Raw genomic sequence first — 22998 nt, forward strand, 5'->3', positions numbered from 1 at the left:
CCGCTCTCATGCTTTCTTTGCCAACGGTTCGTCGAACGCCTGCCAGCCACCACCCAAGGCCTTGTACAAGCCCACCAGCGCCTGCGACACCGCCGCCGAGCTGTCGATCCACTGCTCCTCGCTGGCCAGCAAGGCACTTTGCACCGTCAGCACATTGAGAAAGTCCACCGCCCCTTCCACATATTGGCGTTGGGCGGTTTCCAGGGCGATGCGGTTCTGCCGCACTGCCTCGGCAAGGTGATCACGGCGCAACTGACTGGCGTTGTACAGGCGTAGCACATCGTCGATTTCATGCCAGGCACCCAGCACTACCTTGCGGTAGTTCAGCGCGGCTTCCTGCTGTTGCGCCTCGCGCAATTCCAGGGTGCCCTTGAGCCGGCCGCCTTCGAAGATTGGCAGCGACAACTGCGGGCCGAAGGCAAACCGGCGCGAATCCCAGCCGCCGAAATCCGACAGCTGCATGGCCTGGAAACCGACACTGCCCGACAAACGGATGCTCGGGTAGAAGTCGGCCTCGGCCACGCCAATGCTGGCAGTAGCCGCATGCAGGCGGGCCTCGGCCTGGCGGATGTCCGGGCGCCGCTCAGCCAGCTCGGACGGCAAGCCGATGGCGAACGTCTGCTGCGGCGCGGGCAACTCACCCTCCTTCAACAATTCAGCCTGCAGGCTGCGCGGCGGCTCGGCGGCGAGCAGGCTCAGCGCGTTGATCAGGTCATCGCGGCGGGCTTCCAGGCTGGGCAGGCGCGACTCGATCGAGGCAACCTGGGCGCTGGCCTGAGCCACATCAAGCCGGGTGGCGACACCTTCGGCCTGCCGGTCTTGCGACAGCTTCAGGCTGTGCCGGGCGACCTGGAGGTTATCCTGAGTCACATCGATGGTGTGCTGCACGGCGCGCAGCTGGATGTAATTGCCGGCGGTTTCCGACAGCAATGCCAGCAGCACACCGCGACGGTCGTTCTCTGCCACTTCGACGGTGGCATCGGCAGCCTCTACCTGGCGCCGCACCCGCCCCCACAGGTCGAGCTCCCAACCGGCCACCAAGTCACCCTGCCACAGGTTGTAGGCCTCTTTGCCGGCCTTGCCGGACGGGTCGCTCAGGCCTTCGGCACTGTTGCGGGCACGGCTGTAGCCAGCGTTCGCATCCACCGACGGCACTTCATCAGCGGCGACCGTGCTGCGCAGGGCTCGGCTTTGCAGCAACCGGGCGCTGGCTATCTGCAAGTCGAGGTTGCGTTCGGCAACGCGCTGGATCAAGGCGCTCAGCTGTGCATCGTGGAAGGTTTCCCACCAGCGCAGTTCCAGCGGCTCGGCCTGCGGCTGGCTGGCCGCTGCCTTGCCTTGCAGCGGCGCCCACTGGTGCGGGGCCTGGGTGTCGGGGCGCAGAAAGTCCGGGCCCATGGTGCAGCCGGCCATGAGTGCGGCCAGCAGCAGCGGGCTCAAGTGCAAGGCCGGTTTCATCGTGCACTCACCTCTTTGCCATCCAGCTTGTCGCCACGTGTGTCGATGGTCGCTTCCACCGACATGCCCACACGCAGGCGGCTGAGCAGCGGTTGGCCATCATCGAAGACGATTTTCACCGGAATACGCTGAACCACCTTGGTGAAGTTGCCGGTGGCGTTGTCTGGCTTGACTGCTGCGAACGTCACGCCGGTAGCGGGAGCGATGCTTTCCACATGGCCTTGCAGCTTCTCACCGGAGAAGGTGTCGACGCTGATGCTCACCGGCTGGCCCGGCTGCACATGGGTCAACTGGGTTTCCTGGAAGTTGCCGACCACGTAAGCCTGCTGCAAGGGCACTACCGACAGCAGCCGAGCGCCCGGGTTGACGTAGGCACCGACACGCAGGGCGCGCTCGCCGACCATGCCGTCCACCGGCGCGGTGATGCGTGTATAGGACAGGTCGAGCTGGGCTTTCTCCACGCCCGCTTCGGCACGCTTGAGCTGGCCATCGGCACTCGCAACCTGGGCCGTGAGGATGTCCACCTGCTTGCGCGCCGCCACCAGCGCCGCCTGGGCATTGGCCAGGCGGGCGCGGGCTTGGTCGACACCACTGCGTGCCTGCTGGGCGTTCTGCACGGTACCGGCGCCCTGCTCGGCCAGGCGGCTGTAGCGGTTGACTTCGTGGTCGGCGAACGCCGCTTCAGCCTGGGCCGCCTTCACCGCCGCTTCCGCCTGGGCAATCAGTGAAGCCTGGCGTTCAAGGGTGGCCCGAGCGTCGGCGCTTTGCGCCTGGGCCACCAGCAACTGCGCCTGGGCGGCATCCAGCGCGGCCTGGTAGTCGCGGGCATCGATGGTCGCCAGCAACTGGCCGGCCGTGACCTGCTGGTTGTCTTCCACCAGCACTTCCTTGACGAAGCCAGCGACCTTCGGCGCGACCACGGTGTAGTCGGCGATGACATAGGCATCGTTGGTGCTCTGGCGGTGGTCGCTGCCGAGCATCCAGGGGCCGACGATGCCAGCCAGGACGGCCACGGCCAGCACCGAGCCGATGAACAGGGTTTTGCGGTTGTTGGTCATTTCAGCGGTTCTCGAATTCATCCAGGGTTCAGGCCACCGCGCGCGGCGGATACACCCGGGTAGGCACGAAAGGGATCAGGCAGATCAGGGCCACGGCAATGCAGGCCAGGATCAGGTAGAGGTCAGCAGAGGTCAGCACCAGCGCCTGCTCGTGGATGCGCTTGGCCAGCCCAGCGGCGTTATCATCGAGCTGCGGGGCGTTGCCCAGGCTGTCCACCAGGTGGTTGGAATGGAAGTGCCGGCGCAGGGTGCCCAGGGCGTCCAGCAGGCCACCGGCGATCACCGCGGCCAGGCCCTTGACGGTGTTGAACCAACTGGAGGCAAACGGGCCTTCCTGCGGGGTCATGCCGTTGGTAGACAACATCAGCAGCGGCAGCACCGCCATCGGCTGGCCAAATACCTGCAGCAGGTAGAACGGGTAGAAATCGCCACGGATCCACTCGCTGGTCAGCAGGCTGCTGCCTACGCACGACGCCGCCAGCATCGCCAGGCCCATGCCCAGTACCCAGCGGCAATCGACTGCGCGAATGTTGCACAGCGCAGCCGTGAGTGGCAGGGCAATCAGCTGCGGCATGGCCACCAGCATCATCAACGGGCTGGTCTGCGCCGGGCGATAACCCTGGATCTGCGCCAGGTAGGCCGACGGGATGCTGCCCACGCCTGACAGCACGATCAGCACGCCTCCCAGGGTCACCAAGGCGAAACTCAGGTTGCGCCGCGACAGCATGCGCAGCTGGAAGAACGGCAGCGGCTCGGACCATTCATTGAACATGAACAGCACCAGCAACAGCAGGCCACCCCCGAGCAGCCAACAGATCAGCGGCGAGTCGAACCACCCCCAGCGATCGCCCAGTGACAGGCCCAGCACGATGCTACTGATGGCCGGCAGGCCGAGCACCACGCCCCGCCAGTCAAACTGCTTGAAACGCTCCAGGCGCAGCGGGTCCTGCGGCAGGCCCCAGGCGACACAGAAAATGGCCAGCGCCGAGGGCAGGATGATCTGCCAGAACGCCCACTGCCAGCCCACGTACTCGGTCCACAGCCCGGCCAGTGGCGTGCCGAGATTGGGGCCAAAGGTGGCGGTCAGGGCGTAACAGGCCAGCCCGTACACCTTGATGCCCGGCGGCAGGAAGCGCAGGGCCACGCTCATCAGCATCGGCGGCAAGGCGCCCGAAGCGAAGCCTTGCAATATGCGCAGCAGCATCAGGCTGTGCAGGTTGGGGGCGAACGGTTGCAGCAGGCCGAGCACGGCGAACAGGCCGATGGCGCTGATCGTGAAGCGTCGCAGCGAAAAGGTGGTGGCTAGCCAGGGCGCGAAGGCCATGGCCGACACCGAGGCAGCGCTGTACACCGCCAGCAGCCAGGCGCCTTCGTCGGCACCGATACCCATGGCCCCGCGAATATCGGCCAGGGAAATCTTGGTCACCGACTCGTTGAGACCCGCGCACAACACAGCCAGCAGTACACCGAACAGCCCGACCACTACCTGCAGGCCAAATGCCGTCTGCGCAGGTGCAGCCGGCCCGGGGGCGGCAGCAATGGCGGCGGACGGGGCGGACAGGGAACTCATGGGCAGACAACTCCAGCAACAAATTAGCGACTGGAGCAAGTCTAAGAAGGTCGAATGCTTACGAAAACTGACTTGTTGGCAGGTTTATATTGCGTCAAACGCAATCGGGGTGCGAACCGGTGACTGTCGCACGTTTCAAGGGTCGATCCTGCCGCACGCCTTCAACGTCTGCCGCAGCCAGCGATGGGCCGGGTCGTTGTCGAACCGCGGGTGCCAGGCCTGCATGACGTTGACCTTTTCCAATGGGACGGGGATCTCGAAGGACCTCAATGGCAGTTTCAGCCGGTTCACACTGTTCAGGATATTGGCGGGTATCGGCAAGATAAGATCCGAGTCCGGTAGCGAAAACATGGCTGAGTGAAAACTCGTGGTAATCAGCGCCACCCGGCGCTCCACCTTGTGATTGGCCAGCGCTACGTCGATAGGCCCATTGGCACGGCCACGTCGGGAGACACTGATTTGCGGGTAGGCGGCGAAGCGCTCAGGGGTGATCTCGTCATCGAAAACCGGATGCCCTTCACGCGCCAGGCCTACGAAATAGGTATTGAACAGGCTCTGAACCTTGATTTCGGGGCCCAGTTCAACGGCTGAACTGATGATCAAGTCGATTTGCCCATTGCGCAGCACTGCATCATCGTCGCCGCTGCCCTCCGGTACAAAACGCAGCACCGTACGCGGTGCCTGGGCCAGCATCATGCGTAGCAACTGAGCGCCATACAGGGCGATGAACAGGTCATTGGTGCGAATATTGAAGGCACGGTCAAGGTTCGTAAGGTCGACATCGTCGCGACTGCGAAAGACCTGCCCGGCCTGCTCCACCAGGCCATGCACCTGCTCGCGCAGGGCCAGTGCCCGCGGCGTCGGCACCAGGCCACGGCCGGCCCGCACCAGAATCGGGTCACCCAGTGCTTCGCGGATACGCCCAAGGGTCCGGCTCATGGCTGCCGGGCTCAGGTTCATGCGCTGTGCCGCGCCAACCACACTGCCCTCGTCGAGCAAGGCATCAAGGGCGACGAGCAGGTTCATGTCCGGGAGTTGCATGGCCGTTTTCCGTTACAGCTGTGGGAAACGCGATGGTAGCAGGTTGGTGGATTGCATCAGACGCAATGCGCTCTTGCGTGCTGGGGCATTTATTCGGGGTGCGGGATGGGCCATAAGTGATGCAGTGGCTGTACGGGCCCTTTCGCGGGGCAAGCCCGCTCCCACCACCCTGCTGTGGGAGCGGGCTTGCCCCGCGAAAGGGCCCGTACAGCCAACCAACTCGCCAGCGTCAATAAGGAACCACATGCCCAGCCCCGTCTTGATTGCCATCGATGCCTCTGCTGCCGCTACCGCCCTGCTCACCCTCGCCCGCCGTTACTGCCGCCCCGGTGAACACGAACTGCACGTGCTGCTGGCCATCGATTCCACCTTTGCCGTGCATGAGCAACCGGCGCCCTACACCGCCGAGGAACTGGAGGAATACCCCGCCGCCTGCGAGGAACAGCAGCATGCCGACCACGCCGTAGCCGAGGCCGTGCGCGAGTTGCAGCAAGCCGGTTTCACCAGCCAGGGCCGCATGGTGGCTGGCCAGCCGGTTGAAGCCATTGTGGCCAAGGCGCAGGAACTGAACTGCGAACTGATCATCATGGGCCACCGCCACCTGTCGCGGTTGGGGCGGTTGCTGGACCCATCGATCAGCGCGAAGGTCATCGACCGTGTCGAGGTGCCGGTGTTGGTGGGGGCGGCGTGAACCGCTGATCAGTCAGCAGACCTCACCCCGCGCTCGGCTTCACCACCACCGTACAAGTCGTCCCCGCTGCCAACAAGAACCCTTCCGGCACTTCATCGATGTGAATGCGCACCGGCACCCGCTGTGCCAGGCGTACCCAGTTGAAGGTCGGGTTCACGTCGGCGATCAGCTCGCGGCTCTGTGGGTTGTCGCGGTCGTAGATGCCGCGGGCGATGCTCTCCACATGGCCCTTGATGCGCTCACCGCTCATCATCTGCAGCTCGGCCTGGTCGCCTACCTTTACGTGAGGCAACTTGGTTTCCTCAAAGAAGCCGTACACCCAGAACGAGTTCTCGTCGACCACCGCCATGACCGCTTCACCCGTGCGCGCGTAGTCGCCCTTGTGGATATTCAGGTTGGTCACGTAGCCGTCCACCGTGGCCACGATGTGGGTGCGCTTGAGGTTCAGCTCGGCCGCAGCCAATTCGGCCAGGGCCTGCTGGTAGTCAGCCTGGGCGGCGTTGGCGATGTTACTGGCGTCGTCGCGGTTTTCCCTGGAAATCACCAGGTTGTCCATGTCGGCACGGCGCTTGGCGTTGACCTTGCGCATTTCCCAGGTGGCCTTGCGCGAGGCGACCAGCGCCTTGGCCTGGTCGACCGCCAGCTGGTAGTGCTCGGGATCGATCTGGATCAGCAGGTCGCCCTTCTTCACCCGCTGGTTGTCTTTCACCGGCACCTCCACCACGTAGCCTGGCACATCGGCAGCGACATTGATGATATCGGCGCGCACGCGGCCGTCACGGGTCCACGGGGTAGTCATATAGTGCAGCCACAACTGGCGACCGATGGCCACGGCAGCGATCAGCACCAGCAGGGTGGCGATCAGGCTGAAGAACTTTTTCATCGAGGGTTTCTCACCAGTAGACAGTAAGCGCCATGGCGCCGAACAAGCAGACGAACAGGCTCAGGCGCAGCAACGCCGGGTGCCAGAAGAAGCGGTAGCCATCATGGCTGGCGATGAACCGGTCCAGGCCCCAGGCCAAGCCCAGGGCGAACAGGAACATCAAGGTCATGGTGGGCATGTACACGCCATGGAAGGCGATTTCACGGGGCATGCTTTCAGGGAGCATCGTGCAATCCTTTCGCCGGTACCAGCGGCGACTGTGGGTCTAGCAGGGAAGAACGAATGAAGTGCAGGTAGCTTTGCGCCCGGCGTAGCACCGAGGTATCAAAATGCCGGGCGAATGGCTCGTCGGTGGCCTGCACGCGGGCAATCGCATGGTCCACCGCTACCAGCGCGCGCTCGTGGTTGCTGGCACTGGGCTGCAGGAACAGCCGCGCCAGGGCGCGGCCCATCACGCGAATGGCCTGGCGCCAGGGCTGCGACTCGGCGTAGGCCGGGTGCACCGGTGCGCGGGCCTGCTCCTTGCGCAGCTCGATGACCGCGTGGCCGATTTCCAGCACGGTGAACATCCATCCCATCAGCTGGCTCTGAACCTGCGGCTTGCCGGCCGCCAGGCCATAGGCCTGGTGCAGCAGGTCGCGGGTGCGGCTTTCGAAAGCCGTGCCGATGCCGCGCAGGCGGCCGCTGATGGCGAACAGCACCTGTTCGCGCAGCTCCTGTTCCAGACGGCTCCACAACCAGCGGCTATTGGGCGGCAGAATGATTGCCCCGGCGGCGGCACAGACGAACATGCCAATGACCATGCCGATGTAGTCGTTGATGAAGCTGTACGGGTCATACACGGTAAGGTTGTTGGGTACCGAGCCAATGGCGAAGAACACCAGCAGGCCGATGCCGTAACCGGCATAGGCGGGGCGCGACGACAGGAATGCCCCAAGCACGAACACGGGTGCCAGTACCATGCACAGCAACGGGAAGCCATCGATCCAAGGGAAGACGAAAAAGGTTTCGAAGAAGCCGACGAAGGCCCCGATCGCCGTGCCGCAAGCCATCTGGAAGGACATGCGCTTGGGGTTCGGCGAGGCCGCCGACAGGCCCACGGTAACCGTGGCGATCAAGGTCATCATGGCACCGCTTGGCCAGTCGCTGAGTAGCCAGTAGCTGCCCAGCAGCAACAGTACCGCCGAGGCGCGCACACCGGCGGCGGCCGACACCAGCCAGCTGGTCTGCGCCACGTAGGGCTCGTCCCACCGCTCGCGCTCGTGCTTGTGCGCGGCCAGCGAGGCGTGGGTTTCGGCGTAGCTGAACATCTCGTCCACGAAGCGGTACAACAGCTCGAACGCGGTGTGGAAATCGAGCTGGTCGGATTCGCTGGGCTCGGTCGCCAGGTACTCGGCCCGCAGGCCACGCACCTGGGCCTGCAGGCCTTCCTTGTAGGCCGCCAGCTCCAGGGTCAGGCGCAGCGCATCGGCGTCAGTCAACGCCCGGCCTACATAGGGCTGCAGCAACTCCACAAGGGTGTTCAGGCCCGGTTCGATGGCACTGACGATCTGCAGCGGGCCACGGGCACGCAGGCGCTCCAGCAAGCGGTGCAAGGCATTGAAGCGGGTGGTGATGGCCATGAACTCGCTGTTCATGCGCACCAGCCGGCCACTGCGACGGCGCATGTGCGGGTCTTCGAAAGCGGTGACGTTGCGCAGGCTCTCAAGGCCCACGGCCTCTGCCACGAAGCGCACGTTGCTGCTCTCGAAGCGGTCCTTTTGACTGTCGCCACGCAGGGCCTCCACCACCACCCCGGCAAATACGCCAAAGCGCTGGTAAAGGGCGTTGCGCATGGCAGCACTGGCCGACTGCGGCAGAATCGCGGCACTGACGAAGGTCGACACCAGGATGCCCAGGGCAATTTCCAGCACCCGCCATACTGCGGCCATGAACGCCTGGTCAGGGTGCTGCAATACCGGCAGGCCGATCATCGCCGCGGTGTAGCCGGCCAGCACGAAGCCATAGGCGCGGAAAGTGCGGTAGCGCATGGCACCGGCCGAGCACAGCCCTACCCACAGCGCCAGGCTAGGCAGGAACAGCTCGGTGTTCTGCGGAAAGATGGCGATCAGCGCCACCATCATCGCCGAGCCGGCCAGCGTGCCGAGCACCCGATAGAAGCTCTTGGCGAACACGTGCCCGCTTTGCGGCTGCATCACGATGAACACGGTGATCATCGCCGTACGCGGTTGCGGCAACTCAAGCCGCATGGCCAGCCACAGAGTGATGAACGCGGCGGCCAGGACTTTGAAGATGTAGACCCAGGTCACGCCGTCGGTGCGCGCCCAGGCAAAAAAGCCCCGACGCCATTCCAGGCTTCGCAGCCAGCGCACGGGCAGACTGGAACTACTCATTCGGCGTTATCCGGCTTCTTGTCGAAAATGGCCAGGGTCGCCGGGGTTTTCGGCGCAGCCTGGCGTTGTTCCTCGGGCACATCCTGGCCAGCCTGCAGGCCCCCGCCCAGGGCGGTGACCAACTCGGCATGGGCGACCAGGCGGGCGGCCTGCACCTGCTGCTGCACCTGCTGCTGGCGGAACAGCAAGGTTTGCGCATTGAGCACGTTGAGGTAGTCGGTAAGGCCGCGCTGGAAGGCGATCATCGCGATGTCGTAGGTTTTCTGCGCAGCGGCGACCGACTCGGCGGCAAAGTGCGACTGCTCTTTCATCGACTCGCGGCGGATCAACTGGTCGGAGATGTCTTTCAGCGCACCGACCACAGTCTGGTTGTAGCGCGCCACGGCCACGTCATAGCCGGCGGAGGCCACGCCCAACTGCGAGCGCAGACGGCCACCGTCGAAGACCGGCAGGCTGATGGCCGGGCCGACGTTGTAGTTGAACTTGCGCCCGGTGAGGAACTCCAGCGGCCCACCGCCAGTGGCCATGAAGCCCAGGCTGCCGACCAGGTCCACGTTGGGGAAAAAGCCGGCGTGGGCGACGTCGATACCCCGCGCCTGCGCGGCCACCTGCCAGCGGCTGGCAACCACGTCGGGGCGCTGGCCAACCAACTCGGCTGGCAGGCTCGACGGCAGGTTCAGCGGCGCAGCCAGGGCCAGGGTCGGGCGCTGCAACTGGGCGCCTTCGCCCGGGCCCTTGCCTGCCAGTGCCGCCAGCTGGTTGCGGCTCAGGGCAATCTCTTCGTTCAGGCTATCGAGCTGGCGGTGGGTTTCCGGCAGCGGCGCTTCGGCCTGGCTGACTTCGAAGTGGGTGCCGATGCCAGCATCCAGCCGGCGCTTGGCCAAGGCCAGGATCTGTTCTTGCTGCTCCAGCTCGGCTCTGACGATATCGCGCTGGGCAAAATGCAGGCTCAACTGGATGTAGGCACGCACCACATTGTTCTGCAGTTCCAGTTGCGCCTGGCGGGCTTCGGCCACGCTCATGTGCGCCTGGTCCACGGCCTGCTCGCTGGCATTGCGTTCACGGCCCCACAAGTCGAGGGCGTAGCTGAAGCCGATGGCAGCATTGTTGTCCCAGGTGTTGGCACCGGACAGCGCGCCAGGGCCATAGAACTGGTCTTCCGGCCAGTTGTGGCGCTTGAGCGTGGCCTGGCCGTTGGCCTGGAGCTTTTCCGCCGACTCGACCACACCGGCCATGGCCTTGGCTTCGCGCACCCGCGCCGCAGCCATGGCCAGGCTCGGGCTGCCGGCCACGGCCAGGCCAATCCAGCGGTCCAGCTGCGGGTCGCCATAGGCGTGCCACCACTGCTGGTCAGGCCAGTGGGCGTCGGTGGCGGCTTCGCGAATGGCCGCGTCTGTGGACAAGGTATTGGCTTGCAGCGTCTTGCTTTGCGGGGCAATGCCCCAGGTTCCGATACAGCCGCTCAAGGTGAGGGCAAGGGCACAGGCACTGAACGCATTGAACGTTCTGATGATGCGACGCGGCACAGCTGCGATTTCCCGAGGATGAGGTAAAGGGGCCGGGCAATTCTAGGGGGCAGCAGCACTGGCGATAAGCGCAGATTCCTGCGAATCTTTGTTACCAAAACAGCGATAATCCGCCTTTGGTCGAAGACAACTTTTCATCTTTTTTACGTTACTTCGTGACACAATTTTGTCCTCTACATCGAGAGTGACCCATGGACACCCTGCAAAACATGCGCGCTTTCAGTTGCGTAGCCCAATTAGGCAGCTTTACCGCCGCTGCGGCGCAACTGGATACGACCACCGCGAACGTGTCGCGGGCGGTATCCAACCTGGAAGCCCATCTGCAAACAAGGCTGCTCAACCGTACCACCCGCCGCATTGCGCTGACCGAGGCCGGCAAGCGCTACCTGATGCGTTGCGAACAGATTCTGACCTATGTCGAAGAAGCCGAAGCCGAGGCCAGCGACGCCCATGCGCGCCCGGCCGGGCAGTTGAAGGTGCATTCGATGACCGGGGTCGGCCAGCACTTCGTGGTCGATGCCATCGCCCGCTACCGCGAATCTCACCCTGACGTCACCTTCGACCTGACCATGGCCAACCGTGTGCCCGACCTGCTCGACGAGGGCTATGACGTGTCGATCGTGCTGGCCACCGAACTGCCCGATTCGGGGTTCGTTTCGCAGCGCCTGGGCATTACCTACAGCATCGTCTGCGCATCACCGGCCTACATTGCCCGCCACGGGGTGGCGCACAAACCTGCAGACCTGCTGAAACATGCCTGCCTGCGCATGGTCAGCCCGGTGATCCCGCTGGAGAAGTGGCTGTTCGACGGCCCGGAAGGCCAGGAGATGGTCAACATCACCAGCTCGCCGTTCATGGTCAACACCGCCGACGCCATGAAGACCGCGATCCGCAGTGGCATGGGCGTGGGCGTGCTACCGATCTATTCGGCCATCGACGGCCTGCGTGACGGTAGCCTGGTACGGGTGCTGCCCGAATACCGCCTGCAAGAGCTGAACCTGTACGCCATCTACCCGTCGCGGCAGTACCTGGATGCCAAGATCAAGACCTGGGTCGAGTACCTGCGCAACTCGCTGCCGGAGATTCTTGCCGCGCATGAGGCGGACCTGAAAACCCATCAGGTGATGATCGCCAACTAAAAAGCTGCTGCATTGCGGGGCTGGACAATGGTAGGTTGCTAACCATTGTCGGCCCATTCGCGGACCTGCCCGCGCCCACAGGTACAGCGCTGCCCTCAAGGCCTGCACAAACCCTGTGGGTGCGGGTTTACCCGCGAAGAATCCACCCTTGTCCCACCGCCTTGCAGAGAAGTTGCCCGATGAAAAAGACCGTCCTGGCCTTCAGCCGTATCACCCCGGCCATGGCCGAGCGCCTGCAGCAAGACTTCAACGTGATCATGCCCAACCCCAAGCTGGGCGACATCAACGCCCAGTTCAATGAGGCCCTGCCTGAAGCCCACGGCCTGATCGGCGTTGGCCGCAAGCTGGGCCGCGCCCAGCTCGAGGGCGCTGCCAAGCTGGAGGTGGTGTCCAGCGTGTCGGTCGGTTATGACAACTACGACCTGGATTACTTCAACGAGCGCGGCATTGCCCTGACCAACACGCCGGACGTGCTCACCGAAAGCACGGCCGACCTGGGCTTCTCGCTGGTCATGGGCTGCGCCCGCCGCACCGCCGAGCTGGATGCCTGGACCAAGGCCGGCAACTGGCAGGCTACCGTGGCCCCGGCCCACTTCGGCAGCGACGTGCATGGCAAGACCCTGGGCATCGTCGGCATGGGCAACATCGGTGCAGCCGTGGCACGCCGTGGGCGCTTCGGCTTCAACATGCCGATCCTGTACAGCGGCAACAACCGCAAGCCCGCGCTGGAGCAAGAGCTGGGCGCGCAGTTCCGCAGCCTGGAGCAACTGCTGGCCGAAGCCGACTTCGTGGTCATCGTGGTGCCGTTGTCCGATGCCACCCGCAAGCTGATCAGCACTCGCGAGTTGAAGCTGATGAAGCCGAGCGCGTTCCTGATCAACATCGCCCGTGGGCCGGTGGTGGATGAAGCTGCGCTGATCGAAGCGTTGCAGAATGGCACCATTCGCGGAGCAGGCCTGGACGTGTACGAGAAAGAACCACTGACCGACTCGCCGTTGTTCAAACTGCCCAATGCCCTGACCTTGCCGCACATTGGTTCGGCCACTGCCGAAACCCGTGCGGCCATGGCCAACCGGGCGATGGATAACCTGCGTGCGGCGTTGCTGGGTGAGCGGCCGCGAGACTTGGTGAACCCGCAGGTGTGGAAAGGCTGACCGTTCTGGAGTGCCTGTGCTGGCCGCTTCGCGGGCAAACCCGCGAAAGGGCCGGCGCAACCATCAGCTATTTGGCTACCACAACCCCCTCAGCCACCCTGGCCCGGGGCTTGCGAAACACCAGCACATTCCCCGCCATCACCGCCACCAAGCCGAGCAAGGCCGGCGCCGTCCATTGGTAACCCTCGGCCACCGCCGACACGTTCAACGCCACCAACGGGAACAGCACGGTGCAGTACGCTGCCCGCTCCGGCCCCATGCGCCCGACCAGGGTCAGGTAGGCGGTGAAGGCAATCACCGACCCTGGCACCACCAGATACAACAGCGAGCCGATATACCGCGCATTCCACTCCATGCTGAACGGCACGCCGCTGACTACGCAGAACAGCCCTAGCATGAGCGCCCCGTAGACCATGCCCCAGGCGTTGGTGGTCATGGGCCTGAGCCCGGCCTTCTGCTGCATGCTCGACAGCATGTTGCCGGCCGAGAAGCACAGCGTACCGAGCAGGGCCAAGCCAAGGCCGTACAATGTCTCGCGGCTTGCTGCGTGGTGTGACAGTTCGGGCCAGAACAAAAGGCCCAGGCCGAGCAAGCCCAGGGCCCCACCCCCCAGCACATTGCCAGCGATCTTCTGGCCAAAGAATATCCGCGCGTTAAGGGCGTTCCACAGGGTGGCGGTAGAGAACACTACGGCGATCAGCCCGCTGGCGATCCACTGGCTGGCGCTGAGGAAGCAGATGAAATTGACGCAGAACAGGCACAGGCCCTGGGCCAGGCAGATCTGGTGGCCGCGCTTGGTCATTGGCTGCAGGCGGCGGGTGAGCAGCAGGAAGGCGAACAGGATCAGGCCGGCCAGGGCGAAGCGGTAGACGATCGAAACGGGAATGGCGACCACCCCCAGTTGGAGTTTCAGGGCGATCCAGGTGGTGCCCCAGATCAAAACAGTGAGCAAATAGAGTGACAGGTTCATCGTTACGGATCCTCAGGCGATCGAGGGTACGGCCCTCGCCAGTGCAATCAGTGTTCGCCCTGCCCGACACCTTGCGCTTGCACAAACTTGCGCATTTCTCCCCCAGGTGGCTGTGCGCCAGCCCACGGCGCAGTAGGATGGCCCTCAGAGGAACTGCTCATGACCCCATTCACCCAGTTGCAAGTGTTCAACGCCATGCATGCCTCGCCCCACGCCCGCCTGGAGCTGAGCGCGCATCTGGGCGACGGGCTGGCGGCGGCGTTGTGGAACAACCGCGACGATGCCCGCGACTATCAGGCCCCAAGCCATCACACCTTGTCGTGCTACATCGCCGACGGCACCGGCACCTTCCGGCGCCAGCGGCCAGCCGACAAGGGCGCACCCGACAAGCTGTGCATCATGCCGGCCGGCCATGAGTCGAACTGGGTGGTGAACGGTGCCATTCGCCTGGCCCACCTGTACGTTAGCGAGGCGCAATTTGCCTTGGGTTGCGTGCGCCTGCTCGACCGTGAACCGCGTGAGCTGCAGCTACAGGAAGCGACCTTTCTCGATGATCCGCAGCAGGCCGGGCGCTTTCGCCAGCTGATCGGCCTGGACTGGGACGAGCCCGGCGAGCGCCTGCTGGCCAGTACCCTGGCGCACGAAATCGTCGACCATGCGCTGCTCAGCCAAGTGGGCCTGCGCCACGGCCTGCGCCTGAAAGGCGGGCTGGCACCTAACCTGCGCAGGCAACTGGTCGACTACATCGAAGCCCACCTGGACCAGCCCGTTACCCTGGGCGAGCTGGCGTTGCGATGCAACCTGTCCGAATACCATTTTGCGCGCATGTTCCGCGCAAGCTTCGGGCTGCCGCCGCACCAGTACCTCCTGGCCCGGCGGCTGCACCGCGCTTGCCAGCTGTTGCGACTGGGGGTGATGCCGCTGGGGGAAATTGCCCTGTTGTGCGGGTTTGCCAGTGCCAGCCATTTCAGCAACCGGTTTCGCCAAGCCCTGGGGGCCACACCTGGCGAATACCGCAAGGCCTTTTTCAGCTGAAACCGGGGCCGCTCGGCGGCCCCATTGACCTAGAACTCGAAGGTGCTCGACAAACTGACCTGCCGCGCATCGCCAATCGCCACAAAGTACTGGTTCACCGCCGAGCTGTAATACACCTTGTCGAACAGGTTCTTCACGTTCAATTGCAGGCGCACGTTATGTTCGTCGAGTTGGGTCTCGTAGGTGGCGAATGCATCGGCAACGGTATAGCTCGGCAGGTCGAAGGTGTTGGTCGCGTTACCCGAACGTTCGCCCACATAGCGGGCGCCGGCACCGAAGCGCAGCCGGTCACCCCCGAACAGGCTGCCAAAGTCATACACCGCCGACAGCGAGCCGCTGTGCCGGGCCACGTTCTGCAGGCGATTGCCCTCAAGATCAGGATCCTTGGTTACCTTGGCATCGGTCAGTGCATAGCTGCCGATCAGGCTCCAGCGCTCGCTGAGCTGGCCGGTCACGTCGAGTTCCACACCGCGTGAACTGACTTCACCCGCATTGCTGTAGACCGTCTCGCGGGTGATGGCGTCAAAGTTCGAGACCAGTACATTGCGCTTGGTGATATCGAACAAGGCCAGGGTGCCTGTGATGCGGCCTGGCATGTCGAACTTGGCGCCCAGCTCCCACGACTTGCCCTCCTCAGGTGCCACCGAGGAGTCGAGCACGACATTGCCGGTCAGCGGCGCGATGGTCGAGTTGGGCTTGAACGACTCGCTGTAGCTGCCATAGAACGAGAGCTGGTCGTCGACTTTGTAAACGATACCGGCGTGGGGTACCCAGGCCTGGCCACTGATGTCGGTATTGGCCTTGAACGGGCGACCCCGGCCAGCGTACTGGTCGTACTGCTGGAAACGCGCACCTGCTACAAGGATCCAGTGCTCATCGAGGTGCAGCGCGTCCTGCACGAACAGCGCATCGGTGCGTAGCTTGTCGGTCTGGTCGCTGTCGCTGGCTCGTACGTTGGAGCCCTCCACTTCCTGTCCGTAGACCGGGTCCAGATAACTGAACGTGGACTGTGGTGTCTGGCGAATCAGGTCACCGCGAAAGATCTTGCGGTCTTCATGGTCGATGCCGAACAGCAGGTCATGCTGCATCCCCGCCAGCTCGACATTACCATTGAGACTCAGGGTCACGAACTGGTCACGGCTCATGGCGTTGTGGGTGCCGTCGATGCTGCGTGTCAGCGTGCCTTGGGTTTCGTTGACGCCGGTCACGCGAACCTGGCTGGCATCGTAAGTCTCGCGGTTGAAGCTGTAGCCGAAGTGCAGCTTCCAGTCATCGGCCAACTGGTGGTCGACCTCCAGGCGGTACAGGTCGGAACGCCCTTCCATGTCGTTGAAAGGCTCGTCCAGGCGCCGCGTGGCTGGGATGTCCAGCGGATGGCCGTTTGCGCCGAACGCCGTGCCGCGGTCAAACGGGTATAGGAATTCACGGTGCTCGTAGGCCAGCACAACCTGGGTATCCTCGCCCAGCCAGGCCAGCGACGGCGCCACCAGCGATTCGCGGTGCACGCCGTAGTTGCGCCAGTAATCCTCGTCTTCATGGTCGACGATAAGCCGGTAGGCGAAGTCGCTGTCGCCCAGCGCGCCCGTACTGTCGAACCCGCCGCCACTGCCGTTCTTGCCACTGCCGTAGGTCGAACCCCGCACGGTCAGGGCGTTGTATCGCTCAAGTTGCGGGCGCTTGCTGACCACGTTGATGACCCCGCCCGGGTCCTGGATGCCGTACAGCAGGGAGGCCGGCCCCTTGAGCACTTCGACCCGTTCGGTACTGGCATTGAGGCTGCGGCCCTGCACGATGGGCATCCCGTCACGCATGATCGAGCCGTCGCGGTTGTCGCCAAAGCCGCGCTTCATCACGGTATCGGACGTGCCGCCGAAGTTGTTGCCCTGGGTGATGCCGCTCACGTTGGCCAGGGCGTCATCGAGGTTACGCGGGGCCTGGTCGCGGATGACCTGGGCCGGGACCACGTTGATTGCCTGGGGGATGTCCTGGTTCGGGCCCTGGCCGCGCATGATCGAGGCCGTTGCCGGGGGTTGGTAGCTGTCGATGTCCAGTTGCGAGGTAACGGTGGTGGCCTGCAGATTGAGGGCGCCAGAGGTATCCACCGCCTCCAGGGTCAGGGTGCGCGCGTCCAGCCGACGCCAGGCCAGCCCACTGCCAACCAGCAGTTGTTGCAGCGCTTGTTCGGCGCTGTAGCTGCCGTTCAGCGCCGGGGCCTGCACAGCGGGCAATTCGACGGTGTAGACCACGCTTTGGCCCACGCGGCGGCTGAAGGCGTTGAGGGCCTGGGCCAGTGGCTGGGCCGGCTGGTCGAATGCGTAGGCCTGCTGTTGCTCGACAGCGCTCGCCAAAGGAGCGACGACGATGGCCGGGAGCATGGCAAGGCCGAACCAGAGGGGGACGCAACGCGGGGAGAACTTCATGGACGCTGACCTGTGAGAGGGTTATGACTGCGAATGAATCGCACTTCCACTCATTACACGGATGCCACGTCCTGTTACCTCACCCGTTATCTGAAAATATTTTTTCTGGGCCCGCCTCTGCAGGAGCCGCCTGGTGCTCCGCAAGGGCCACCGCGCCGGTAATCACTGAACCAAGGTGAGTCGCCCCAGCACCGTCTGCCGCGAAAAACCCATCACCTTGCCCAGTGAATCCAGCGCCAGCAGTGGCTCGGCCACCGGGAAACTGCCGCTGACCTTGCGCTTGGCCAATTCATCATCCAGCAGCAGGATGCGCCCCGGGTAATAACGCCCCAGGTCCTCGACCACCTGCGCCAACGGTACCTGGTAGTAATTCAACCAACCCTGGCGCCAGGCCAGGCGGTTGTCGCTGTCCACTTGCTGGGTGTCGCCCAGTTTTCCCGCGGCATAAGCCACCTGCTGGTTAGCCGTCAGCTCGCGCGCCACCGCGCCCGCCATCGGGCTGACCGCCACACGCCCGCTGCGCACCGTCACCTGGGCACCCTCGTCTTGCTCACGCACCTCGAATTGGGTACCCAGCACCCGCACCTCCCCCCCGCCAGATTCGACCAGGAACGGCTCACCGGTATGGCTTACCTGGAAAAACGCGGCGCCATGCAACAGCCGCACGCGGCGCTCGCCGTGTGCGAAATCGATCGCTATCGCGCTGTCCGCATCCAGCGTCACCTGTGACTGGTCAGCGAGGGTCACCTGGCGAATCTGCCCGCCTGTGGTGTAGTCGGCCTGCAAGTCCTGCAGCCAGTAAGCGGGGTGCCAGCCACCCGCAACGCTCACAGCCAGTACCAGGCAGGCCGCCACAGCCAGCGCCGCGACCCGTTGCCGCCATGGGCGCCTGGCTGCTGGTCTGGCCATGGCATCAAGGTAGCGTTGCAGGGTTTCATGCTCTTCATCAGCCAAGCGTGCCGCCGGAGCAACACTCTGCTGCCATAGCGCCTGGGCCTGGTCATAGGCGGCACGGTGGCCAGGGTCGGCCAGCAACCAGCGCTTGAACGCCGCCCCCTCGGCTTGCCCAGGCTGCTCGTTGATGCGGCTGAGCCAGTGCAGGGCCGCCTGCGACTGCGCCTCGGTGATCGGCGGTAAACGGCTCATCGATGGGCACTCCCTGGCCGGCGTGGGGTGGACGGGGGCTCGGCGATACTCGCCTTGCACGCTTCGAGCGCGCGCATCATATGCTTTTCCACTGCGCTCTGGGACAGTTGCATGGCCTTGGCTATCTCGCCGTACTTGCAGCCGTGGACACGGTTCAGCAGGAAAATCTGCCGAGTACGCTCGGGCAAGGCACGCAAGGCGGCCTCGATACGCTGCAAATCATGGTCAACTTCTACGGCCTGATCCGGGGCAAGGGCCATGGCCGCTTCATCCACCGGCAACGCCGCTTCGGCCACGCGCTCGCGGCTGCCCTCGCTGCGCAGGTGGTCAATGGCCAGGTTGCCGGCGCAGCGCAGCAGGTAGGTATCCAGCGCCTCGACCTTGACCTCGGGGCGGCGCCAGAAACGCAGGAACAGCTCCTGGACCAGGTCCGATGCCGTGGCGCGACAGCCAACCCGGCGGCTGACCAGCGCTTCCATGCGCGCACGCTGGGCCTGGAATACCTGGACGAAACGGGCACGCCCGCCAGCACTGTCGGCGTCGGGCTCGATGATATCCCTCTGGTCGCTCACGGGGTCACACGGCAAACACGGCCAGCAGCGGGCCCAGCACCGCGCTGGCGGCGGCCAGGCCCAGCAGCAGGCGCGGCTGGTACGGCAGGCCGAACACCCAAAGGGTCACCCCGGCCATGATGACCGCCGCCCACTCCACCAGGCCATGGGCCCAGCCCCGCAGGTGCACGCTGAGCACCAGCGACAGCGCCAGCAGCAACCAACCGGTCACGCGTAACAGGCGCAACTGCCTGGGCCGCGGCTTGCGCCCGAGCAGGTCTTTGAAGTGCTTTTCCATGGCCAGGCACAGGGCGACGAAACCTGCAAAGGCGATCAGTGCGTTACCCAGCATCAGCTTGCCTGCACCGGTTCAGCCGCCGTTTTTTCTGCCGCACGCGGCGCGCGCCTGGCCATAGGCTTGGGGCTGCGTAGCATCTTGCCGGCCAGCCAGGCCAGGAACAGCCCGGTGCCCAGCGCCGTCAGGTCAAAACCGGCCATGGACCAATCACCCGCGGGCAGCGACTGATTCAGACCGCGGCCGGTGGTCAGGCCATTGAGCAGCGGCAGCAAGGTAAAGGCGAACGCGCCCAGTGCCAGTTGCTCGCCCCAGGCTCGGCGCCCGCTGCGCAGCACGGCATGCACCAGTGACAGGCCCCAGGCCATGAAGAAGACATTGACCTCCCAGTCGGCGCGGCCTTCAACGCCGGTCGGGATTAGCCGGTTGGCCCAGAAGAAGCCCGCCACAGCCAGCAGCAGGCCACTCATGCTGGCGATATTGAGCACCTCGACCAGGCGCAGCTCCCCTGGCATGTGCGCGTTTTTGGCATGCTTGAGCTGGCGCTTGCCCAGCCACATCACCAGGCCGGTGCCGATCACCGCAGTACCGGAAACACCAAAGAAAAAGTACAGCCAGCGCAGCCAGGGCCCGGCGAAGTTGCCCATGTGCAGCCCGGCGAAGCTGAAGGCAGTCATCATCGCCCCGCTCTCTGGCTTGCCCTGGCTGAGCAGCGCGCCGTTGGCGCCATCGAAGGTCCAGTTGGCGCTGCGCCGGTAGGCCACGTGGTCAGCGGCCGACTGGCTGAAGGTGACGCGGGCATTGCTGTCGCCCGGGTTCTGCACCTGGATGCTACCGATCCGCGCGCCTGGCTGCAGTTCCTGCACCTTGGCGTACAGGCTTGGCAGCGCCACCAGCGGCGTGGCTACCTGGGCTGCCTTGGGCGCATCGTCACGGCCGAACAGGTCGTTGAAGTATTTGTCAGTGTCATTGCCATAGCTGGCCATGATGCCCGCTGGCATCACCATGTACATGAACAACACCAGGCTGCTGTAGCTGATCATCAGGTGGAATGGCAGCACCAGCACACCTATGGCGTTGTGCCCATCCAGCCAAGAGCGCTGGCCCTTGCCGGGCCGGAAGGTGAAGAACTCCTTGAAGATCTTCTTGTGGGTGATGATGCCGGTGACCAGCCCCAGCAGCATGATGAACGCGCAGAAAGTCGACAGCCAGCGACCGAACGGGTACGGCATCTGTAACTGGAAATGGAAGCGGTAGAAGAACTCGCCCCCCCTGCTGTCGCGTGCTTCCACCGGCTGGCCGGTCTGGGTATCGAGGGTCTTGCTGGCGAAGCCGCGCCGCCCGCCATTCGGGTCACGGTAACCCACGGTCAACGCGGCCTCGCGCTCGTTGGGCAGGCGGATGAACCAGTTACTGGAATGCCCGGCATTCTGCTCCAGGTAACGCTGGGCCATCCCCAAGCTACGGGCCGGGTCCAGCGCGTGGCTGCGAACCTCGGGGTGAGACCATTGGGTAATCTCCTCCTTGAAGTACGACAGCGTGCCGGTGAGGAAAATGGCGAACAGCAGCCAACCGAAGATCAGCCCGGTCCAGGTGTGCAGCCAGGCCATGGCCTGGCGGAAGCCTTCTTTCATGGGTTTTTCATCCAGTAGGCAACGGCGCTGATCATGCCCAGCAACAGGCTTGGCGCCAGCACGCCAAGCCAGGCCCGCCAGGCGCTGCGGCAGGCAAAGCACCAGATGAATGCCAGCAGGTAGAAGACGAACGAAAGCAACAGGCCAGTGAGCGTGGCATCGACCTTGGGCAACGGTGCCACAAGGGCGATGCAGGCGCTGGCCATGGACGCCAGCAGGTAGCCACCCAGCAGCGCAGCCAGGCTGCGTGAGGTCACGGCCAGGCGGTAGCTGAGCGGAAGGCCGGCAGTGTTGCGCGTCATGGCGAAGGTCCGGGCGTGTTCGGGATTGCAATACTAATGATTTCAATTCTCATAAGCAAAGCTACATCGTAGGGGTGCACGCCAGCGGTCTTGCAAGGGGGATGTGCAACAAGAAATTTATTTTCAAAAAGGGCTTGAATTCGTTGCGCGGTTGCCTGACCTTAGAGTCAAGAGGCGCAGAAATTCCAAGGGTCTCAAGGACCTGGCAGCGCCTCCATGCGAGCAAGCTGAATAAGGATTGAATCATGCAAATCCAGGTTAACAGCAGCAACCATTTCGAAGGTAACGCCCGGCTCGACCAGTGGGTCCGCAGTACACTGGAAAGCTCACTTGAGCGCTACGAGGACGACCTCACCCGCATCGAGGTGCACCTGCGCGACGAGAACGGCGCCAAGCCCGGACCGCATGACAAACGCTGCCAGATGGAGGCTCGCCCCAAAGGCCACCAGCCGATTTCCGTGACCCACACCGCCACTTCGCTGGACCAGGCAGTCGACGGTGCAGCCACCAAACTCAACCATGCGCTGGAACACTTCTACGGCAAGCTGCGCAGCAAGCGCGGCGCCCTGGAACTGAGTGACCCCGACGCCTGATCGACAATGCCAAACGCCCGGCCTTGAGCCGGGCGTTTTCGTTTGTGCCGATCAATGGCACTGAACCAACGTGCGAACATCCCGGTCAACCTCTGCACTCACTCACCGCAGAAGCAAGACCATGAACAACCCATTCGAACGAATCAGTGCAGCATTCGCTCCCGAATATCGGGTGAACCTGAGCATTGCGAACCTCGACGGCAGCATCATGCTGACCCTGTCCGACGACGCCGGCGTGGTGGCCAAGCGCCTCATCACCCAGGCTCAACGCAACGACCCAGTGCGCCTGCAGCGGGTGATCGACAGCATCCGCCTGGGCCTGGCCATCGAACTGGGGCAGAACCCCATGCAGGTACTGGCAGCGCTGACCCGCGACGCCGGTCACGGTCAGCGCCCATTCATGGCCAACTGAGGCCTACTTGCCCTCCCCTACGTCCTTGCCGTTGGCATCCAGCACCTTGGTCGAGGGGTAGCGGTACGAGGCGTAGCGCACCACCAGGATCGAGAACGCCAGCAGCAGGATGCCCCCACACAGGTACAGCAGCCCCTCGTCCGGTGCCTTGTGGTGCGAAACATCGCCGATCAGCAGGCGAGTGAGCGCGGTGATTGCCACATACAGCAGAAAGCGGATCGGCATGTGGTTGGTCTTGAAGTAGATGCCGACCATCGCCCCCAGTTCGAGGTAGATGAACAGCAGCAGAATGTCATCGACGCTGATCCCGCCCTTGCCGAGCATGTCCAGAAAGGTGACCACCGCCGCATAAGCGGTAATCGCGCCAATGCCGAACAGCGCCAGGTAATGGAAGGCCTCGACGCACAGGTTACCCAGCGAGTCAGCCGAGCCGTGCAGGCCCTTGCGCAGCTTTTCTGCCCATTTGATGTTCACGATGTTCCATTCCCCGATACGTCTTTAAGGATGATGCGTCGCTGATGTGACGCTTGTGCCATGCAGTTAAAGGGCCAGGCCCCTGTCTTGGAAGGCGACCGATTGCCGCAAGGCACCTTGAGGCATGGCGGGTTGCAAAAAAGCGACCGGCTTTGACAGGCAAAGGCGCGCGCAGCGCTCGGTCTATGCCAGGCTACAATTTCTGCTTGCGAACCAACCCGTATTGCCATTACTGTATATCGATACAGTAAAT

22 protein-coding genes are annotated in these 22998 nt (G+C 63.9%); 6 read left to right on the forward strand and 16 right to left on the reverse strand.

Annotated elements, in window-relative coordinates:
* Positions 1–6 precede the first annotated feature (6 nt).
* The 4 genes from E8E68_RS15525 to E8E68_RS15540 form a co-directional block, all read right to left on the reverse strand.
* The gene (locus tag E8E68_RS15525; protein WP_266032301.1) at positions 7–1458 is read right to left on the reverse strand and encodes an efflux transporter outer membrane subunit; all 1452 of its coding nucleotides are present in this window, start codon (positions 1456–1458) and stop codon (positions 7–9) included.
* Positions 1455–2516: an HlyD family secretion protein gene (locus E8E68_RS15530; protein ID WP_266032300.1), complete on the reverse strand. Its 1062-nt coding sequence runs from the start codon at positions 2514–2516 to the stop codon at positions 1455–1457. The genes E8E68_RS15525 and E8E68_RS15530 overlap by 4 nt, the downstream gene beginning before the upstream one ends.
* A gap of 28 nt (positions 2517–2544) precedes the next feature.
* Complete coding sequence (locus E8E68_RS15535) at positions 2545–4086, reverse strand: MFS transporter (RefSeq protein ID WP_266032299.1); 1542 nt, start codon at positions 4084–4086, stop codon at positions 2545–2547.
* A 135-nt stretch (positions 4087–4221) separates the two neighbouring features.
* Entirely contained in the window at positions 4222–5127 is a 906-nt protein-coding gene (locus tag E8E68_RS15540; RefSeq protein ID WP_280342668.1) for a LysR family transcriptional regulator, read from the reverse strand.
* A 244-nt stretch (positions 5128–5371) separates the two neighbouring features.
* On the opposite strand from E8E68_RS15540, the gene E8E68_RS15545 reads away from it, so the two are divergent.
* Positions 5372–5818 (forward strand): universal stress protein, encoded by a 447-nt coding sequence (locus tag E8E68_RS15545; RefSeq protein WP_280342671.1) that lies wholly within the window; start codon positions 5372–5374, stop codon positions 5816–5818.
* Positions 5819–5840: 22 nt separating this feature from the next.
* Here E8E68_RS15545 and E8E68_RS15550 read toward each other — a convergent pair whose 3' ends face one another.
* Genes E8E68_RS15550 through E8E68_RS15565 form a run of 4 tightly spaced genes read right to left on the reverse strand, consistent with a single transcriptional unit; the run spans position 5841 to position 10620 of the window.
* On the reverse strand, positions 5841–6701 hold the full coding sequence (locus E8E68_RS15550; protein ID WP_110742550.1) for an HlyD family secretion protein: 861 nt from the start codon (positions 6699–6701) through the stop codon (positions 5841–5843).
* A gap of 10 nt (positions 6702–6711) precedes the next feature.
* Positions 6712–6912, reverse strand: a complete 201-nt coding sequence (locus tag E8E68_RS15555; RefSeq protein ID WP_009685040.1) for a DUF1656 domain-containing protein — start codon at positions 6910–6912, stop codon at positions 6712–6714.
* A 4-nt stretch (positions 6913–6916) separates the two neighbouring features.
* On the reverse strand, positions 6917–9094 hold the full coding sequence (locus E8E68_RS15560) for an FUSC family protein (protein ID WP_280342674.1): 2178 nt from the start codon (positions 9092–9094) through the stop codon (positions 6917–6919).
* Positions 9091–10620, reverse strand: coding sequence for an efflux transporter outer membrane subunit (locus tag E8E68_RS15565; protein ID WP_280342677.1), 1530 nt, complete (start codon positions 10618–10620; stop codon positions 9091–9093). Before E8E68_RS15565 ends, E8E68_RS15560 begins: the two co-directional genes overlap by 4 nt.
* Positions 10621–10811: 191 nt before the next feature.
* Here E8E68_RS15565 and E8E68_RS15570 point away from each other — a divergent pair, with 191 nt between their 5' ends.
* Both E8E68_RS15570 and E8E68_RS15575 read left to right on the forward strand, forming a co-directional pair.
* A complete protein-coding gene (locus E8E68_RS15570) occupies positions 10812–11759 on the forward strand; it encodes a LysR family transcriptional regulator (RefSeq protein ID WP_266032294.1) in 948 nt (315 codons plus the stop codon).
* Positions 11760–11938: 179 nt separating this feature from the next.
* A complete protein-coding gene (locus E8E68_RS15575) occupies positions 11939–12913 on the forward strand; it encodes a D-glycerate dehydrogenase (protein WP_266032293.1) in 975 nt (324 codons plus the stop codon).
* 67 nt (positions 12914–12980) lie between these two features.
* Here the strand turns inward: E8E68_RS15575 and E8E68_RS15580 are convergent, their stop codons facing one another.
* Positions 12981–13883: a DMT family transporter gene (locus E8E68_RS15580; RefSeq protein ID WP_280342682.1), complete on the reverse strand. Its 903-nt coding sequence runs from the start codon at positions 13881–13883 to the stop codon at positions 12981–12983.
* Positions 13884–14042: 159 nt separating this feature from the next.
* Between E8E68_RS15580 and E8E68_RS15585 the strand changes: the two genes are divergently transcribed.
* Positions 14043–14918, forward strand: a complete 876-nt coding sequence (locus E8E68_RS15585) for an AraC family transcriptional regulator (RefSeq protein ID WP_280342685.1) — start codon at positions 14043–14045, stop codon at positions 14916–14918.
* A 29-nt stretch (positions 14919–14947) separates the two neighbouring features.
* Here the strand turns inward: E8E68_RS15585 and E8E68_RS15590 are convergent, their stop codons facing one another.
* The 6 genes from E8E68_RS15590 to E8E68_RS15615 form a co-directional block, all read right to left on the reverse strand.
* Positions 14948–17338 (reverse strand): TonB-dependent receptor, encoded by a 2391-nt coding sequence (locus E8E68_RS15590; protein WP_280342688.1) that lies wholly within the window; start codon positions 17336–17338, stop codon positions 14948–14950.
* Between the two features lie 162 nt (positions 17339–17500).
* Positions 17501–18484 (reverse strand): FecR family protein, encoded by a 984-nt coding sequence (locus tag E8E68_RS15595; RefSeq protein WP_280342690.1) that lies wholly within the window; start codon positions 18482–18484, stop codon positions 17501–17503.
* Complete coding sequence (locus E8E68_RS15600; RefSeq protein ID WP_266032288.1) at positions 18481–19056, reverse strand: RNA polymerase sigma factor; 576 nt, start codon at positions 19054–19056, stop codon at positions 18481–18483. The genes E8E68_RS15595 and E8E68_RS15600 overlap by 4 nt, the downstream gene beginning before the upstream one ends.
* 4 nt (positions 19057–19060) lie before the next feature.
* Positions 19061–19387 (reverse strand): DUF3325 domain-containing protein, encoded by a 327-nt coding sequence (locus E8E68_RS15605; protein ID WP_266032287.1) that lies wholly within the window; start codon positions 19385–19387, stop codon positions 19061–19063.
* A complete protein-coding gene (locus E8E68_RS15610; protein ID WP_266032286.1) occupies positions 19387–20964 on the reverse strand; it encodes a PepSY-associated TM helix domain-containing protein in 1578 nt (525 codons plus the stop codon). The genes E8E68_RS15605 and E8E68_RS15610 overlap by 1 nt, the downstream gene beginning before the upstream one ends.
* Entirely contained in the window at positions 20961–21266 is a 306-nt protein-coding gene (locus E8E68_RS15615; protein WP_266032285.1) for a DUF3649 domain-containing protein, read from the reverse strand. Before E8E68_RS15615 ends, E8E68_RS15610 begins: the two co-directional genes overlap by 4 nt.
* Positions 21267–21511: 245 nt before the next feature.
* Between E8E68_RS15615 and E8E68_RS15620 the strand changes: the two genes are divergently transcribed.
* Together E8E68_RS15620 and E8E68_RS15625 are read left to right on the forward strand one after the other, a co-directional pair.
* A complete protein-coding gene (locus E8E68_RS15620; RefSeq protein ID WP_110742537.1) occupies positions 21512–21859 on the forward strand; it encodes an HPF/RaiA family ribosome-associated protein in 348 nt (115 codons plus the stop codon).
* 121 nt (positions 21860–21980) lie between these two features.
* A complete protein-coding gene (locus tag E8E68_RS15625) occupies positions 21981–22271 on the forward strand; it encodes a DUF3509 domain-containing protein (RefSeq protein WP_110742536.1) in 291 nt (96 codons plus the stop codon).
* A 3-nt stretch (positions 22272–22274) separates the two neighbouring features.
* Here E8E68_RS15625 and E8E68_RS15630 read toward each other — a convergent pair whose 3' ends face one another.
* Positions 22275–22745 (reverse strand): phosphate-starvation-inducible PsiE family protein, encoded by a 471-nt coding sequence (locus E8E68_RS15630; protein WP_110742535.1) that lies wholly within the window; start codon positions 22743–22745, stop codon positions 22275–22277.
* Positions 22746–22998 lie beyond the last annotated feature (253 nt).

Origin of the sequence: Pseudomonas sp. BN607 (assembly GCF_029871175.1) — a bacterium.
Lineage (GTDB): Bacteria > Pseudomonadota > Gammaproteobacteria > Pseudomonadales > Pseudomonadaceae > Aquipseudomonas.